This is a genomic window from Kineosporia sp. R_H_3 (assembly GCF_002198675.1).
Classification (GTDB): Bacteria; Actinomycetota; Actinomycetes; order Actinomycetales; family Kineosporiaceae; genus R-H-3.
The window spans coordinates 18,115-35,104 of sequence record NZ_MWLL01000093.1 but is presented as its reverse complement, the minus strand read 5'-3'; the positions used below and the strand labels follow the sequence as shown (position 1 = coordinate 35,104).

Below are 16,990 nucleotides of genomic sequence, written 5' to 3'. Positions count from 1 at the left end.
ACAGCGACCACGCGCACCGCGACGCCTCCAGCACCACCGCCGTCGCGACCCGCATCGCCTCCACCCCGGCCCGCAGATCGTGCACCGGCAACGACCCGTCGGACACGACATGACCAGACGCCAACGAAGCGTCCGGCTCGTTGCCGGGCACCTCGCCCCACGTCTGCTCGTCGCTGCTCACAACAAGAACACTAGGGACGGGGTCCGACAGTCTTGACCTTGCGAGACCCGTTCCAGCAGAACAACTTTGCGTGAGCCACCATCACTCACCAACAGTCGTCGGACTCCCGATGTGCCGCATCTCAGCGGTCGAAGCCCCGACCGTCGAAGCCGCTGATGTCCTCGTCGTCGTCGGCACCGAAGGCCGAGCCGAAGGCGGCCTCGAAGGCGTCGAGGTCGAGGACGAGGCGCTCGGCCTCCGGGGAGAGCGGCGTCCCTGCAGGCTCGGCAGGCTCGGCGGGCTGCACTGCTTCGCCGGACTGCACGGCCTCGGCGACGGACCCCGTCGGCGTGAACGGCGGGTCGTCGTCGATGTCGTCCGGTAGCACGAGGTCGCGAAGCAGGTCCAGGGTCGGGTCGAGCGTCGGGAGCACGGCCTCGGAGCCGCTGACGTCCGGCATGACGACGGACCTCGCCGTCGGCTGCTCGGGCTCCGGACGGGCGTGGCGCCCGGGCCGGCGGGTGGGGAGCGCCGGCGGCGCCTCCGTGGGTGCGGGGGCGTCCGGGGCGGCGTCGACCGAGGGCTCCGGCACGGACGCCTCGGGCTCGTCGACCGGGCGGGCGGGGACCGGGACGAACGGCGACGGGACGCCGGGCAGCACCGTCGCCGGCGCCGCGGCGATCGGGAGCCGCGGCGGTCCGGCGGGCGCCGGGTCGACCGGCTCGACCGGCGGCAGGCCCTGCGGCTCGACGACCGGCTGCACCTGAGGCCCGACGACCGGCTGCGCCTGCGGCTCGACGACCGGCTGCACCTGCGGCTCGGCAGGCGGCTGCGCCTGCGCCTCGACGGGCCCTTCTGCCGGCGTGCGGAGCGGTGCCGCCAAGGGCGCGGTGACAGGTGGGTCGACTGGTGGGACAGCAGGTGCGACGACAGGTGGGACAGCAGGTGCGACGGCAGGTGCGACAGCACGTGCGACAGCAGGCGGAACGACCGCACCGTCGACACCGACCGCTGCCGCCGCGGGCGCCACCGCCGCGGTGCCGGTCGGCACGGCCCGCTCCGACCCTGCTCCGCGCCGCCGTCGTGCCGGCCGCCGGTCCGCGCCCGGCGTCCCGCCGTCCGCCTGCCCGCCGGCCGCGGCATCACGCGCGTCCGCCGCGTCCGCCGCACCGTCGGGCTCGTCGTCCGACCTTCCGCGCAGCGCGAGCGCGAACGCCATCGCGAGCCAGGTCAGCCCGAGCGACCCGCCGAGCGTGAGGTACCGGTGGTCGTGCAGCCACACCACGGGGCGGCCGATCACCGGAACGAGCAGGCGGACCTGGCCGCGCACCCGGTCCGGGTCGACAGCGGGGTGGTCCTCGGTCGGGTTGGCGTCGCCCTTGGTCACGAGGAAGCCGTTCTTCTCGTACCGGACGACGCGGTGCAGGTAGGTGCCGCTCTCCCGGCCCGGATCGGTGACGAGCACGATCCGGCCCGGGGGCAGGGCCTCGCCGTGGGCGTCGCCCGGGCCGACGAGCGCGACGTCCCCGGGGCGGATGACGGGCAGCATCGAGCCGGTGAGCACGACCTTGGGCTGCCAGCCGACGAGCATCGGCGCGTGCGACCACCACAGCAGGCCGCCGACCGACGCGAGGTAGGCGATCGACGCGAGCTGGAGGCTCTGCAGCAGCAGCCCGGGACCCCGGCGCCGCCGCGGACGGCGCAGCGCGGGGGCGCCGGCGGCGCCCGTCCCGCCGCTCACGACTGCGCCTCCCAGACGAAGGTCGCCGTCGCGGCCGTGCCCTGGAGGGCGTCCCCGGAGGCCGGGTCGACGGTCCACGTGATCCGGTAGACCTGCACCTGCGCGGGCCCGGTCGGGGCGAACGACCCGACGCCCGTCGCGAAGTCGTGGACCGTCGTCCCGAGCGAGGTGAGCGAGCCCGACCAGATCGTCGTCCCGGCGAAGCCCGTGCAGTCCGCCGCGGAGCCGACGTTGCCGGCGCCGGCGCCCTGCTCGACGACGACGTCGAGGTACTGCCCGAGCGCACCCGACACGGACGTCGCGTAGAACCGGACGGCAGCGGCGACCGAGCCGCCGTACGTCACGGCGATGCAGCGGGACGCGGTCTCCCCGGGGACGACGGGACCGGCTGTGAACAGCGCGGTCGACGCGTCGTCGTCCGAGAGCGCGACGGTGCCCGAGGACCACGAGCTCGCGCCGTTGCTCGTCGAGTCCGTGAACGCCGCGTTCGTCCCCTGCCACACGAACGTGCCGCTGCCGAGGACGCCCACGACGAGGCCGGCGAGCACGATCCTCGCGTTCTGCGCCCGGGACCGGCGCGTGCGGCCCGCCGGGGTGGCCATCCGCCGCTCCCTTCCGTCGTCGCCGGCCCGGGTCAGGCCTGCGACTCCCACTGGAAGGTCGCGGCGCAGGTGGCGCTCTGCATGTTGTCCGGCGTCGAGGCGTTGAGCGTGTACGTGAACTTGTAGACCTTGGTGTCGGTGTTCGTCGTCGGTGCGAAGCTGCCGACGCCGCTGCCGAAGGCCGACTTCGTCGAGGCCATGTTCGCCAGCGTTCCCGAGTAGATCGTCGAGCCGGAGAAGCCCGTGCAGCTCGAGAACGTGCCGCCGCTGCCCTCTTCGACGACGAGGTCGACGTACGGGGCGAGCGTGCCCGAGGACGACGCGACGTAGAGCTTCACGGTCGCGGCGACGTTCCCCGTGTAGCTGACCTTGATGCACTTGCTGCCGGTCGAGCCGGGCACGAGCCCGGTCGCGTTGAACAGCGCCGTCCCGGAGTCGTCGTCGCTGATCGTCACGGCACCGGCGGTCCAGTTGTTGGCCCCGTTGTTCGTCGTCGACGTGAACGCGGCGTTGGTGCCCTGCCAGACGAACGCCCCGGAGCCGAGCAGACCCGCGACGACCGCCGCTGCGACAGCGACCGCTCCGGTGCGCCGGCGCGACGATCCGCTCATCGTGCTCCCCTGCTCTCCCGCCCGCGCACCCTCCTGGCGCAACGGTCCGACACTGCTCCTATCGGCAGGCACGGCCGGGAGTTCAGCAGGCGCAAGGGATCACCGGGCAGGAACGCCCGTCCGGGTGATCCCCTCACCCGGACGGGCGCCTCAAGGTCCGCGGCGATCCGGTCGATGAGCAGGACAGCCACGGACGGCTGCACCAGCGCGCACGGATCCTCGCTATCGCGCGCCCCAGGGAGAGGTCCACCGCATGCCGTCCAGCCGCGTCGCCCGGCTCGCCGTACCCATCATCGTGGTGCTCGTCGTCATCATGATGGTCGTCCCGCTACCGGCAGCGCTGCTCGACCTGCTCATCGCGGCGAACATCGCGATGAGCCTCGTGGTCCTCCTCGTGGCGATGCAGGTGCGCAAGCCGCTGGACTTCGCGGTCTTCCCGACGATCGTCCTCGTCGGCACGATCCTGCGCCTGGCGCTCAACGTCTCCTCGACCCGGCTGGTGCTGCGCGACGGCTACGCCGGAAAGGTGATCGAGGCGTTCGGCCACATCGTCATCGGCGGCTCGCTCGTCATCGGTCTCGTCGTCTTCGCGATCCTCGTCATCATCCAGCTGACCGTCGTCACCAACGGTGCGGCCCGGGTCGCGGAGGTCGGCGCCCGGTTCACCCTCGACGCGATGCCCGGCAAGCAGATGGCGATCGACGCCGACCTCAACTCCGGCCTCATCGACGAGGACGAGGCCCGCCGGCGCCGCAAGGAGGTCTCCGCGGAGGCCGACTTCTACGGCGCCATGGACGGTGGCACGAAGTTCGTCAAGGGCGATGCGATCGCCGCCGTCATCATCACCCTCGTCAACCTCGTCGGCGGCTTCGCGATCGGCATGCTCCAGAAGGGCATGGCCCCGGGCGAGTCGATCCAGACCTACAGCCTCCTCACCGTCGGCGACGGGCTCGTCTCGCAGATCCCTGCGCTGCTCATGTCCGTCGCGACGGGCGTCATCGTCACCCGCTCGACGGGTGAGGGCGACGTCGGCAACGACCTCGTCCGGCAGCTCTCCCGGCACCGCGAGGCGCTGCGGATCGGCGGCCTGGCGCTCGTCGGCCTGTGCTTCGTGCCGGGGATGCCGAAGATCCCGTTCCTCATCGCGGGCGGCGGGCTGCTCGTGGCGGCCTTCCGGACGCCGCCGCCGGACGACCTCGGCGGGACCCCGGGCACGATCCCCGGCCAGATCGCGCTGCCCGCGGCCCCGGGCCCCGGCGACAACCCCGCGCCGGACCCGATCACCGAGTCGCTGCGGGTCGACCCGCTCGAGCTGCTGCTCGCCCCCGACCTCATCGACCTCGTCGACCCGGCCCGCGGAGGCGACCTGCTCGACCGGGTCCGGGCGCTGCGCCGCAAGACCGCCCTCGACCTCGGCATCGTGCTGCCACCGGTGCGCACCCGGGACGGCGCGATGCTCGCCCCCGGCACCTACGAGATCCGGATCGGCGGCGTCACGGCGGCGACGGGCGAGGCCCCGCCCGGCCACATCCTCGCCATCGGCGACGCGCCGGACATGCTCCCCGGACGGCGCACGACCGAGCCGGTCTTCGGCCTGCCGGCCGTGTGGGTCGCCCTGGAGAACCGCGCCACCGCGGAGGTCGTCGGTGCCACGCTCGTCGAGCGGGCCGCCGTCGTCACGACCCACCTCGCCGAGATGGTCCGCCGGCACGCGAGCCGGCTGCTCTCCCTGGACGACGTCCGCGAGCTCGTCGACGTCCTCAAGACCGAGCGGCCCACGACCGTCGAGGAGCTCGTCCCCGGCCTGCTGCCCCTCGCCAGCGTGCAGCGGGTGCTCCAGGGGCTCCTCGACGAGCAGGTCTCGATCCGCGACCTCGGCCGGGTGCTCGAGGGCGTCGGCCAGCGGGCCCGCTCCACCCAGGACCCGGACGCGCTCCTCGAGTCCGCCCGCGCGGCCCTGGGACCGGCTCTGACCTCGCCCTATCTCACCGACGGCACCCTGCACGCGGTCACCCTCGACCCGGGCGTCGAGACCGAGTGCGCCGAGGCGATGCGGGCGGGTGAGCAGGGCGTCGTCCTGGCCCTGGATCCCCGGTCGGCGAGCCGGATCGTCCAGGATCTGGCCTCCCTCGTGACCCAGGCGGAGAACAACGGGCTCACCCCGGTCCTGCTCGTCGCGGGCCCACTTCGACTACCGCTTCGCCGGTTACTGCGTGGCAGCCTTCCCACACTGCCTGTGATCGGCTTTGCTGAGACCTCGGGGGTGCCGTCGATCGAGACCATCGGACAGGTGAGCCGTGGCCACGAACTTGCTGCTTGAGGGGGACGACCTCGAGGCGTTGCTCCTGCGGGCAGCGGCCGAGGGCGGCGCGAACGCGCGCATCCTCCGCGCCGAGAAGGTCCGCCAGGGCGGCTTCATGGGCTTCTTCGCCCGGGAGCACTTCGAGGTCGCGGTCGAGATCCCGGACGCGGTGGAGGTGCACGACCCGGACGGCGCAGCCGCCGCCGGGTCCGTCGGCACGCCCGCGGAGCGCCGGTCCGGCCAGCAGCAGGGCCGTCAGCAGGGCCCTCAACAGGGCGGCCAGCAGGGGCGTCAGCCGGAGGGCCGGCGGCCGGCCCGTCCGGTGCTGGCCTACGACGAGGCGGACGACGAGCAGGTGGCAGCGCTCGTCGCCGCGCTCTCGCAGGACCGCACACCCGATCCGGGGATGCTCGCCGCCGAGGGTCTGCTCGGCCTGGCCGACCGGGTGAGCGCCGCCGAGCGCGCCGCCGCGGGCGGCACGTCCGGCCGGTCCGCCGGCCAGGACCCCGACGGCAGCGTCGACGTCCGCAGCGGCCCGCCCAACGCCCTCGCCGGCGCGCGGGCCCGCTCGGCGTTCGAGCGGTACCTGCCCCAGGCCTCCCCGGCGCCGAGCGAGCCCGAGGCCGGCGCCGGCCCCGCGTCCGGCTGGTGGGCCGGTGTGCCCACCCCGGCGCACGGCATCGCCGCGCTCAGCGCGGCCAACGGCATCGACGGCGTCGTCCCGTGGACCGAGCCCGTCGCGGCGGCCGCCGCCCGGGCCGTCGACGAGCGGATCGCCGCAGACCGGGCCGACGCGGCGCAGGCCGACGCAGAACGCGCCTTCGCCGAGGAGCAGGCCGCGGCCGAGGCGGTCATCCGGGCCGCTGTCGAGAGCCGGCGGGGCGTCGTCCCGCACGAGCCGGCGGCCGTTCCGACCGCGCGGCCCTCGACGTCCACCCCCGAGTTCACCGCGCTGCTCGACACCCTGCGTTCCGACGTCCGGCCCAGCGGCCCGGCCCGGCAGCCGGCCGCGCAGCCCGCTCCCGAGCCGGTTCCCGAGGCCGTTCCCGGGGCCGTTCCCGACCCTGTTGCCGAGCCCGTTGCCGAGGCCGTTGCCCAGGCCGCAGCCAGGCCCGCTCCGAAGCTCGCCGCCCGGGCGGCAGCCGCCGCGATGCCGCTGCAGCGCTCCGCCGGCACCGGCTCGTCCCGGGTGCAGGTCACCGTCGAGCCGGTCCCGCCGGGCGCCCTCGGCGGGCCCGCCGTCGACGCGACGCCGGAGCCCTTCGAGCCGCTCGGCCCGTTCCGCGCGGCCGCCGCGGCGGCCGTCGCCGAGCCGGTGCAGGTGGCCCCGGAGCCGACCCCCGCCCCGGACCAGCCGGTGTCGCAGCACACCGCCGGGACCGTCGACGCCGCGACCCACGCGCCGACGGACTCTCCAGTCGACACGCCGGCCGACACCCCGGCCGACACCCCGGCCGACACCCCGGCCGACATCCCGACCGAGGCCGCGGACGACGCCCGGACCGCCCCGCTCGCCCCCGTGCACCCGCTGCACGTGGCCCCGCAGGACGGCGTCAGCCGGATCGGCCAGCCGGTCGCGCTCGTGACCCCGCCGTCGCAGCGCACCCCGGTGCCGCCCCTCGTGCCGGCGACGCCGCCGAGCGTGCAGACCGCCCGCGGCCTGCTCGTCGCCCTCGGGGCGGACGACGACGAGCCGTACGAGCCCGAGTCGACGGACCACGACGGCTCGACCGACCTGCAGGTGAGCGCCGACCGGCGCGCGCTGCGCCGGCTCGGCGTCCCGGCCTCGTGGACCCGCCGCTACAAGGGCCCGGACCGGTTCTCTGGCGTGCTCCGCATGCTCGACCGGCTCCCGACCCTGGAGATCGACCCGGACACCCGCATCGTCGCGGTCGTCGGCCCGGCGCCGCTCGTCACGCTCGAGGCGCACCGGACCGCGCTCGACCTCGCGATCGAGGACCGGCCGCGGCCCGTCGTCGTCGTGCCGCAGCGCCCCGGCCAGGCCCGCCGCGCCGCGATCGCCCGGGCGCAGAAGCTCACCGCGGGCGTCGTCGCGATCGCCACCGACGACGACGTCGAAGGCCTGCTCGACACCCTCCAGGCCGTCGGGGCCGGGGCCGTCGTCGCGGTCGTCGAGGCCGGCCGCGGGCCGCTCGCGACGCAGGCGTGGCTCGAGGCGCTCGACACCGTCGACGCCCTCGTCGTCGAGGGCGCGGCCGGTGTGCCCGACCCGGCCACCGTCCTGCGGCTCGACCTGCCGGTCGTCCGGCTCGACGGCATCCCCGTCGACCGCGTCACCTGGTCGGCCCTGCTGTGCGCCCGGATGCTCACCTCGCTCGGGCTCGACCCGGTCACGGACCGGCAGCCCGCCCGCCCTGCCGACCGCTGACGCCGACCACCGACCACCGACCGCCGAGGACCGAAGTCACGAAAGGGACGTCGATGGACAACATCCGCTGGGGTGTGATCGTCGGGGCGCTCGTCTCGGGTCCCACGCTGTGGTCGCTCGTCTCCGCCGGCGACCTCGACCCCGGGACGGCGCTCGTCCGGTGGGCGGCGGTCGTCGCGGTGTGCACCCTGGGCGTCGCCGGGCTGCGCCGGATCGTCGCCGACTACGAGGCCCAGGCGGCGGCCGACGAGCGCGCCGCCGAGGAGGCGCTCACGGCCGCGGGGGCCGAGCGGGTCGTGCTCGAGGGCACCCCGCTGCCGGCCGACGTCCCGCCGCCGCCGGTGACCCGGCCGGGGCTCTGACCGCTGCGCGGCAGGCGTTCGGGGGCGCATCGCTCGCAGATCGGGCGCCCGAAGGCGTTACTCACGGGTACGTGCGATGGTGACGCGGGTCCCCCTGGTGGGATCGCTCACCCCACGCGCACGCCTGCTCGTCGGCCGGCGCGTGGTCGCGTCTAGGGTTGCCTGGACCTGTCCACCAGCGGTCGAGGAGCGGAGGCGACGTGCTTCGTCGAGTGGCGATCGTGAACCGGGGCGAGGCGGCCATGCGCCTCGTCCACGCCGTGCGTGAGCTCAACGCCCGGCACGGCACGGCGATCGAGACGATCGCCCTCCACACCGACGGCGAGCGCGCGGCGATGTTCGCCCGCGAGGCGGACCACACGTACAACCTCGGCCCCGCGTCCGAGCGGCCGTACATCAACCACGCCGTCCTCGAGCGGGCCCTCGTCGAGACCGGCGCGGACGCCGCGTGGGTCGGCTGGGGCTTCGTCGCCGAGGACGCGGAGTTCGCCCGGCTCTGCGACCGGATCGGCGTCGTGTTCGTCGGCCCGAGCCCGGACGCGATGGAGGCGCTGGGCGACAAGATCGGCGCCAAGCTCATCGCCGAGCGGGTCGGCGTCCCGGTGGCGGCCTGGAGCGGCGGCGCGGTCGACGACCTCGACGCCGCCAAGGAGAACGCCCGGCGGATCGGCTACCCGCTCATGCTCAAGGCGGCCGCGGGCGGCGGCGGCCGCGGCATCCGCGTCGTCACGAGCGACGCCGAGCTGGAGAACGTCTTCGCCCGCACCCGCGACGAGGCGCAGCGCGCCTTCGGCAGCGGCGTCGTCTTCCTCGAGCGGCTCGTCACGGGCGCCCGGCACGTCGAGGTGCAGATCATCGCCGACGGCCAGGGCACGGCCTGGGCGCTCGGCGTCCGGGACTGCTCGGTGCAGCGCCGCAACCAGAAGGTCATCGAGGAGTCGGCGTCCCCGGTCCTCGGCCCCGAGCAGGTGCGCCAGGTCAAGGAGGCCGCGGAGCGGCTAGCCCTCGAGGTCGGCTACCGCGGCGCGGGCACCGTCGAGTTCCTCTACCAGCCGTCCGAGCGGTCCTTCGCCTTCCTCGAGGTGAACACCCGGCTCCAGGTCGAGCACTCGGTCACCGAGCTCGTCACCGGCACCGACCTCGTCGCGCTCCAGCTGCACATCGCCGCCGGCGGCCGGCTCGAGGGCACCGCTCCGGCCGAGAGCGGGCACGCCGTCGAGGCCCGGCTCAACGCCGAGGACCCGGACCGCGACTTCGCCCCCGCGCCCGGCCGGATCGCCCTGCTCCGGCTGCCGCTCGGCCCCGGCATCCGGGTCGACACCGGCGTCGCCGAGGGCGACACGATCCCCGCCGACTTCGACTCGATGATCGCCAAGGTCATCGCCTACGGCCCGGACCGCGAGACCGCGCTCGCGCGGCTGCGCCGCGCGATGGCCGACACCACGGTCGTCATCGAGGGCGGGACGACGAACAAGTCGTTCATCCTCGACCTCCTCGACGCCCCCGAGGTCGTCGACGGCAGCGCCGACACCGGCTGGATCGACCGGGTCCGGACCACCGGCGGGCTCGTCAACCATCGCGACGCGGGGGTCGCGCTCGTCGCCGCCGCGATCGACGCCTACGACGACGCCGAGCGCACGGAGCGGCTGCGCTTCTTCGCCACCGCGCACGGCGGCCGCCCGCAGGCCCGGCACGAGGTCGGCCGCGCGTTCGACCTCAAGCTGCGCGGGACGTCGCACAAGGTCGAGGTCGCCCAGGTCGGCCCGCGCCGCTACCGGGTGAGCGTCGACGGGCTCGGCACCGAGGCCGAGGTCGAGGACCAGGGCGAGTACGCCGCCCGGCTCGTCGTCGGGGACCGCTCGTTCCGGGTCGTCACCGCCACCCACGCCGCCGACCACCTCGTCGAGATCGACGGCGTCGTGCACCGGGTGACGAAGGACGAGGGCGGCGTCGTCCGCTCGCCCGCGCCCGCGCTCGTCGTGTCCTGCCCCGTCGCCCCGGGCGAGGAGGTCGCGCAGGGCGCACCGGTCGTCGTCCTCGAGTCGATGAAGATGGAGACGGTGCTCGTCGCGCCCTTCGCCGGGCGGATGCGCGAGCTGCTCGTCTCCGCGAACGACCAGGTCGGCGCCGGCCAGCCGCTCCTGCGGCTCGAGCCGGCCGGCGACGGCGAGGCCACCCCGGCCGAGCGCCGGGTCGAGCGCATCGAGCTGCCGGAGCCGGCGGGCACCCGGTCCCCGGCGGACCGCGCGCTCACCTGCCTGTCCGACCTGCGCAGCCTCATCCTCGGCTTCGACCTCACCTCGGACGACGGTCGCGCCTGCGTCACCGGCTACCACACCGCCCGCGCGGAGGCCGCCCCGGACGACGCCCGGCTCGTCGACGGCGAGCTCGACGTGCTGTCGGTCTTCGCGGACCTGTGCGACCTGACCCGCAACCGGCCGGGCGCCGAGGACTCCGGCGACGAGCAGGTGCACAGCCCGCGCGAGTACTTCCACGTCTACCTGCACTCCCTCGACGTCGACCGGGAGCGCCTCCCGCAGGGCTTCCGGGACCGGCTCACCCGGCTCCTCACGCACTACGGCGTCGACTCCCTCGACCGCTCGCCGCGGCTGGAGGAGGCGGTCTTCCGCGCGTTCCTCAGCCAGCAGCGGGCCGCCTCGCACCTGCCCTTCGTGGCCGCGCTCCTCGAGCGCTGGCTCACCGAGGACACCCCCGTGGGCTCGACGGACGAGGCCGTCCCGGAGCGGGTCGACCACGCCCGGGAGGTGCTCGACCGGCTCGTGCTGGCGACCCAGCTGCGCTACCCGCTCGTCGGCGACCTGGCCCGCAGCGTGCGGTTCCGCTGGTTCGAGGCCCCCGTCGTCGAGGCGGCCCGGCAGCAGGCCTTCGCGGAGGTCCGCGAGCGCCTGGGGTACCTGTCGAGCAACCCGGGCACCGAGGACTTCGAGCGCACCGTCGAGGAGCTCGTCGCGAGCCCGGAGCCGGTGACCCGCTTCCTCGCGGAGCGGATCGCGACCGGGATCTCCGCCCCCGAGCCGCTCCTGGAGGTCCTCGCCCGGCGGCACTACCGGGAGTACACCCTCCACGACCTGACGACGCGGGTCGTCGACGGGCGCCCGCTCGTCACGGCCGAGTACACGCTCGACGGCCGCCCGAGCCACCTCGTGACGACGGTCGCGTCGATGTCCGAGCTGGACGACGTCGCGCGCCTGCTCGACGACGAGGTCGAGGCCGCCCCCGCCGGGCACGCGAGCGTCGTCGACCTGTACCTCGCCTGGCCGGAGGCGCCGGCCCGGGTCGAGGACAGCGTCGAGGCCCTGCGCGAGCGCCTCGGCAGGCTGCGGTTCGCCCGCAAGGTGCGCCGGGTCGCGGTCGCCGTCGCGGGCGGCGCCGACGGCAAGCAGGTGCAGCGGTTCACGTTCCGGCCCTCGCCGGACGCCACGCTGCCGGTCCTCGAGGACACCCTCGTCCGCGGCCTCCACCCGATGGTCGGCCGCCGCCTCGACCTGTGGCGGCTGCGCGACTTCGACCTCACCCGGCTCCCGTCGGCGGACGACGTCCTGCTCTACAAGGCCGTCGCACCGGACAACCCGAGCGACGTCCGGCTCATCGTGCTCTCGCAGGTGCGCGAGCTGTCGATCATCCGCGACGCCGACGGCAAGGTGGCCTCGCTGCCGCAGGCCGAGCGGGCCGTCGCCGGCTGCATGGACGCGATCCGGCGGGCCCGGGCGACGCTGCCCGGCGGCACCCGGCTCGACATGAACCACGTGTGGCTCTACATCTGGCCGGTCATGGACGCCCCGGTCCAGGAGCTCACCGCCCTGAAGCGGGTCGTCGCACCGCTGACCTCCGGGGCCGGCGTCGACGAGATCGTCGTCCAGGGCCGGGTCACCGGCCCCGGCGGGGCGGTCATGGCCGTCTCGGCGCGGTTCTTCTACCAGCCCGGGTCCGGGGTCGTCGCGAGCGTCAGCGGCCCGCCCGAGGACCGGCTCAAGCCGCTCGACGACTACGCGCAGAAGGTGCTGCGCTCACGCCGGCGCGGCACGGTCTACCCGTACGAGATCGTCCCGCTCATCGCCGGCAAGGGCGGCAGCTTCGTCGAGCACGACCTCGACGAGAACGGCCGTCTCGTGCCCGTCGAGCGCCCCCCGGGCCGCAACCGGGCCGGCATCGTCGCGGGCGTCGTCCGGACGCCGAGCACCCGGCACCCCGAGGGGATGGCGCGCGTCGTCCTCATGGGCGACCCGACGAAGGCGCTCGGCGCGGTCGCCGAGGGCGAGTGCGCGCGGATCTGCGCCGCGCTCGACCTCGCGCAGGAGATGTCCGCCCCCGTCGAGTGGTTCGCGCTGTCGGCCGGCGCCCGGATCTCCATGGACTCCGGCACGGAGAACATGGACTGGGTCGCCCGCGGGCTGCGGCGGATCATCGAGTTCACGCAGGACGGCGGGGAGATCAACGTCGTCGTCACCGGCATCAACGTCGGCGCCCAGCCGTACTGGAACGCCGAGGCGACGATGCTCATGCACACCAAGGGCATCCTCGTCATGACGCCCGACAGCGCCATGGTGCTCACCGGCAAGACGAGCCTCGACTACTCCGGCGGCGTCTCCGCCGAGGACAACTTCGGCATCGGCGGCTACGACCGGGTCATGGGCCCGAACGGGCAGGCGCAGTACTGGGCGCCCGACCTGGCGAGCGCCGTCGGCGTCCTCTTCCAGCACTACGACCACGCGTACGTCGCCCCGGGAGAGGCGTTCCCGCGGCCGGCGGCGACGACCGACCCGCGCGACCGGAGCATCCTCGACTACCCGCACGACGTGGCGGACAGCGACTTCAAGGTCGTCGGGGACATCTTCTCGCCCGAGAAGAACCCGGAGCGCAAGAAGCCGTTCGACATCCGCGCTCTCATGCGCTCGGTCGCCGACACCGACCACCCGACGCTCGAGCGCTGGGCCGGCATGGCGGACGCCGAGACGTCGGTCGTCTTCGACGCGCACCTCGGCGGGCACCCGGTGAGCCTGCTCGGCATCGAGTCCCGGCCGATCCCGCGGCGCGGCTTCCCGCCGAGCGACGGCCCGGACACCTGGACGGCGGGCACGCTCTTCCCGCGCTCGTCGAAGAAGACCGCACGCGCGGTGAACGCCGCGAGCGGCAGCCGCCCCCTCGTCGTCCTCGCGAACCTGTCGGGCTTCGACGGGTCGCCGGAGTCGATGCGGATGCTCCAGCTCGAGTACGGCGCCGAGATCGGCCGCGCGGTGGTCAACTTCGACGGTCCGATCGTGTTCTGCGTCGTCTCCCGCTACCACGGCGGTGCGTTCGTCGTGTTCTCGAAGACGTTGCACGACAACATGACCGTGCTCGCGGTCGAGGGTTCGTTCGCCTCGGTCATCGGCGGCGCCCCGGCGGCCGGCGTCGTCTTCACCGGCGAGGTCGACAACCGGACCGCGGCCGACCCGCGGGTGCGCGCCGTCGAGGCCCAGCTCGCCTCCGCCGAGGAGATCGAGCGGGCCCGGCTGCGGGCCGAGCTCGCGGAGCTACGGGCCGCGGTGCGCTCGGAGAAGCTCACCGAGGTCGCCGGCGAGTTCGACGCGGTGCACTCGATCGAGCGCGCGGTCAAGGTCGGCTCCGTCGACGCGGTCATCCCGGCGGCCGAGCTGCGGCCGCGGCTCATCGCGGCCGTCGAGGCCGGACTGGCGAAGGGTCGCTGACCGGGTCCGCGGCGACCCCGCGGACCTCCCACGGGCAACCGGCACCGGGACGCCGCGGGCGCATCGCCCGCGGCGTCCCGTGCGTCTGTCCGGGCACAGGGCGGCCGCCCCGGCCGCCCGCCGGGGAGCATGCCATGCCTGCAGCGCAGCACGAGCTCGAGGCCGTCGAGCGCCAGGGGTTCACCGTGCGCCCCGGTGCGCTGGCGGCGCCGCAGGTGCGGGCGTGGACGGCGGTCCTCGACCGACTGCAGACCCGCCGGCCGGCCCGCGGGCTCGCCGAGCCCGGCCGTCGGCTGCAGCTGGTGTACGAGACGGCCGCCGACCCCGCGCTCGCCGACCTGCTGCGCGGCAACGGGTCCGGCCTGCGCTGGGCCCTGCTCTGCCGGCGCCTCCAGCTGCGGGTGCCCCGGCTGCTCGTGCGCCCGGCGCCGGACCCCGCGCACCCCTGGCGGCACCCGCCGGTGCACTGGCTCACCGACGTCACCGCGGCCGAGCACGCGACGCTCGTCGCGACGCCCGCCGGGCGCCGGCTCGTGGCGGGCCGGCCCGCCGACCCGGGTGCCGTCGTCGAGCTGCACCCCGGGGACGCCGTCCTCCTCGACCGCCGTGCCTGGCCCGGCGGCCCGGGCGGGCGCGGCGGGCCGTTCCGGACGATCCTCCTGCTCGGTCCGCGCAGCGGCCCCGGCACGGCCGACGATCAGGTCGCGGCAGGCACCTGACCCTGCCCGGCACCGCCGCGCCGCGGCCGCACGACCGGCAGCGACGCGACCGCGGACGGACCGGCGGAGCCGGCCGCCGACCGGCCGCCCGGCAGCACCGCCGGCCGCGGGCCGTCGAGCTCCGCCGAGGTCGCGGGCAGCCGCTCGAGCGGCACCGGGCGGCCGTACAGCCAGCCCTGCGCGACGTCGCAGCCGAGCGAGCTGAGCAGGTCGAGGGACTCCTGGGTCTCCACACCCTCGCCGACGGTCGACAGGCCCAGCGACTGGACCATGCCGAGCAGGCCCGCGAGCAGGTTGCGGTCGGCGTCCGACTGCAGCGCGGCCGACACGAACGCACGGTCGATCTTCACGCCGTCCACGGGCAGCCGGCGCAGCCGGGCCAGCGAGGAGTGGCCGGTGCCGAAGTCGTCGATCCACGTCCGGACGCCGAGGTCGCGCATCGTCTCGACGAACGTGACCGCCGCCGTGTAGTCGACCATGACGGCGCCCTCGGTGATCTCGAGGACGAGGCGCTCCCCGGGGACGCCGAGGTCGGCGAGGGTGTCGGCGAGCCAGGCCGCGAGGTCGGGCTCGTAGACGTTGCGCACCGAGAGGTTCACCGACATCTCGACCCCGGCCCACCCGTCGCCGAGGACGCGCAGGTCCTCGAGCGCGCGCCGGATCGCCCACCGGGTGATCCGCTGGATCTCCCCGGAGATCTCCGCGAGCTCGATCAACCGGGCCGGGGCCACGAGGCCGAGCTCGGGGTGCTCCCAGCGGCTCAGCGCCTCGAGCGCGACGACGCGGCCGGTCGCGACGTCGACGAGCGGCTGGTGGTGCAGGAGCAGCTCGTCGTTCGGCACCGCCTGGTAGAGACCGGCCGTGAGCTGCACGCGTTCGCGGCCGAAGAGGTCGGTCGCGGCGTCGTAGCGCTGCGGGGCGGAGCCGTGCTCCTTCGCCTGGTACATCGCGACGTCGGCGCGGCGCATGAGCTCGGCGGCGTCGTCCGCGTCGCGCGGGTGCAGCGAGATGCCGACGCTCGCGCGGACCCGCAGCCGCAGGCCGTCGACCTCGAGCGGCTCGTGGACGACGTCGGCGAGCAGCCGGCCGCGGGCCTCGGCCTGCTCCGGGGTCAGACCGCACGACACGACGGCGAACTCGTCACCGCCGAGCCGGGCGACGAGCCCGTCGGGGACGGCGTCCGCGAGCCGCCGGCCGATGCCCGCGAGCACCTGGTCACCGGTCGCGTGGCCGAGCGAGTCGTTGATCTCCTTGAAGTCGTCGAGATCGAGGAGGAAGAGCGCGCACGGCTGCGCGTGACCGCCCGTCCCGGCTCCGGCGCCGAGCCGCTCCTCGAGGCACTCGAAGAGGTACCGCCGGTTCGCGAGGCCGGTGAGCTCGTCGTGCCGCGCCTGGTCGTGGAGCAGGCGGGCCATCTCGGCGGCCTCGCGCTGGGCCTCGACCTCCTGGGTGCGGTCGACGAGCACCCCCGCGGAGAACACCCGCCGGCCGTTCCGGTCGTGGACCGTCGTGGCGCGGCTCTCGATCCAGCGCCAGGTGCCGTCCGCGTGCCGCACCCGGCCGACCGCCGGACGGCCCCGGTCGAGGGCGAGGAACTCCCCGAGGTCGTCCGGGTGGACCAGGCTCTCCCAGAACCGGTGCTCCGCGAAGCGCGCCGCCGGATGGCCGAGCACCCGTTCGACGGCGGCGCTCATGACGAACGCGCTGCGGCCGGGGATCTGCTCCCAGAGGGCGATGTCGACGCCCTGCTGCACGAGCCGGTCGCGCTCCGCCGCCCGGCGGGCCCCGATGTTGAGCCGCACGGTGCGCATCATGAAGATGCCGCCGAGGATGCAGAACGCGACGACGACCGGCCCGGCGCCGAGCACGTGGTGGGACCGCGCCCAGGCGAGGGCGACGGCCGCGAGCACCTCGAGGTACGCGACGACCGCGGACGCCGGCCGGAACGTCGCCGCCCAGCCGAGGACGGCGACGGCGCAGAGCAGGACGACGAGCGGCGGCAGCCCGAGCGCCGTGAGCGTGAGCAGCACGGCGCCGTCGACGAGGGCGGCGAGCCAGGCCGCGCCGGGCCGCCGGACGGACCAGGTGTGGGTCGCTGCCTGGCCGACGAGAAGGACGGCGAGGAGCCGGACGTCGCCGCCCGGCGCCCTGCCGCCGCCCCAGTCCACGGGGAACCGGTCCGTCACCGCCGCCACGAGGGCCACGGCCACCACGGTGTGCCGGAACCACCACATGATCCGACAGAGCTCGAGCTGGCGGCCCTCGTCCCCGCTGTCGGGCGAGCGCATGTCCCGGCGCACGAGGCTCAGCACCTCGCGGGCCGGACTCGCACGCAGGGGCCGGGTCACCGTCTACTCGTCGGGTCGCGGCGGACCTGCCTTGATCCGCCGTCCGGG

General features: G+C 75.2%; 10 protein-coding genes. 5 read left to right on the top strand and 5 right to left on the bottom strand.

Annotated elements, in window-relative coordinates; genetic code table 11:
• The 4 genes from ECOMGDLI_RS08125 to ECOMGDLI_RS08110 form a co-directional block, all read right to left on the bottom strand.
• Nucleotides 1–181 (bottom strand): hypothetical protein (locus ECOMGDLI_RS08125; RefSeq protein ID WP_143447575.1); only part of this gene is annotated, 181 nt, incomplete at its 3' end.
• Between the two features lie 121 nt (nucleotides 182–302).
• Nucleotides 303–1,901, bottom strand: coding sequence for a S26 family signal peptidase (locus ECOMGDLI_RS08120; protein WP_088315906.1), 1,599 nt, complete (start codon nucleotides 1,899–1,901; stop codon nucleotides 303–305).
• Nucleotides 1,898–2,503 carry a hypothetical protein gene (locus tag ECOMGDLI_RS08115; RefSeq protein ID WP_088315904.1) on the bottom strand — a complete coding sequence of 202 codons (606 nt, stop codon included), beginning with the start codon at nucleotides 2,501–2,503 and terminating at the stop codon, nucleotides 1,898–1,900. The genes ECOMGDLI_RS08120 and ECOMGDLI_RS08115 overlap by 4 nt, the downstream gene beginning before the upstream one ends.
• A 32-nt stretch (nucleotides 2,504–2,535) precedes the next feature.
• The gene (locus tag ECOMGDLI_RS08110) at nucleotides 2,536–3,114 is read right to left on the bottom strand and encodes a hypothetical protein (RefSeq protein ID WP_088315902.1); all 579 of its coding nucleotides are present in this window, start codon (nucleotides 3,112–3,114) and stop codon (nucleotides 2,536–2,538) included.
• Between the two features lie 253 nt (nucleotides 3,115–3,367).
• Here ECOMGDLI_RS08110 and ECOMGDLI_RS08105 point away from each other — a divergent pair, with 253 nt between their 5' ends.
• From ECOMGDLI_RS08105 to ECOMGDLI_RS08085, 5 genes are all read left to right on the top strand, one after another.
• Nucleotides 3,368–5,434: a flagellar biosynthesis protein FlhA gene (locus ECOMGDLI_RS08105; RefSeq protein WP_088315900.1), complete on the top strand. Its 2,067-nt coding sequence runs from the start codon at nucleotides 3,368–3,370 to the stop codon at nucleotides 5,432–5,434.
• Nucleotides 5,412–7,805 carry a hypothetical protein gene (locus ECOMGDLI_RS08100; RefSeq protein WP_088315899.1) on the top strand — a complete coding sequence of 798 codons (2,394 nt, stop codon included), beginning with the start codon at nucleotides 5,412–5,414 and terminating at the stop codon, nucleotides 7,803–7,805. Before ECOMGDLI_RS08105 ends, ECOMGDLI_RS08100 begins: the two co-directional genes overlap by 23 nt.
• A 53-nt stretch (nucleotides 7,806–7,858) precedes the next feature.
• Nucleotides 7,859–8,167, top strand: coding sequence for a hypothetical protein (locus tag ECOMGDLI_RS08095; RefSeq protein WP_088315897.1), 309 nt, complete (start codon nucleotides 7,859–7,861; stop codon nucleotides 8,165–8,167).
• Between the two features lie 200 nt (nucleotides 8,168–8,367).
• Nucleotides 8,368–13,875: a carboxyl transferase domain-containing protein gene (locus ECOMGDLI_RS08090; RefSeq protein ID WP_088315895.1), complete on the top strand. Its 5,508-nt coding sequence runs from the start codon at nucleotides 8,368–8,370 to the stop codon at nucleotides 13,873–13,875.
• A 134-nt stretch (nucleotides 13,876–14,009) separates the two neighbouring features.
• Complete coding sequence (locus tag ECOMGDLI_RS08085) at nucleotides 14,010–14,594, top strand: hypothetical protein (RefSeq protein WP_088315893.1); 585 nt, start codon at nucleotides 14,010–14,012, stop codon at nucleotides 14,592–14,594.
• Here ECOMGDLI_RS08085 and ECOMGDLI_RS08080 read toward each other — a convergent pair.
• Nucleotides 14,573–16,942 carry a bifunctional diguanylate cyclase/phosphodiesterase gene (locus ECOMGDLI_RS08080; protein WP_088315891.1) on the bottom strand — a complete coding sequence of 790 codons (2,370 nt, stop codon included), beginning with the start codon at nucleotides 16,940–16,942 and terminating at the stop codon, nucleotides 14,573–14,575. The genes ECOMGDLI_RS08085 and ECOMGDLI_RS08080 overlap by 22 nt on opposite strands.
• Nucleotides 16,943–16,990 lie beyond the last annotated feature (48 nt).

What these genes read in the sequence shown, in the direction of transcription:
- ECOMGDLI_RS08115 (WP_088315904.1), bottom strand. Translation starts at nt 2,503, where the DNA reads ATGGCCACCCCGGCGGGCCGCACGCGCCGGTCCCGGGCGCAGAACGCG.
- ECOMGDLI_RS08110 (WP_088315902.1), bottom strand. Translation starts at nt 3,114, where the DNA reads ATGAGCGGATCGTCGCGCCGGCGCACCGGAGCGGTCGCTGTCGCAGCG.
- ECOMGDLI_RS08105 (WP_088315900.1), top strand. Translation starts at nt 3,368, where the DNA reads ATGCCGTCCAGCCGCGTCGCCCGGCTCGCCGTACCCATCATCGTGGTG.
- ECOMGDLI_RS08095 (WP_088315897.1), top strand. Translation starts at nt 7,859, where the DNA reads ATGGACAACATCCGCTGGGGTGTGATCGTCGGGGCGCTCGTCTCGGGT.
- ECOMGDLI_RS08085 (WP_088315893.1), top strand. Translation starts at nt 14,010, where the DNA reads ATGCCTGCAGCGCAGCACGAGCTCGAGGCCGTCGAGCGCCAGGGGTTC.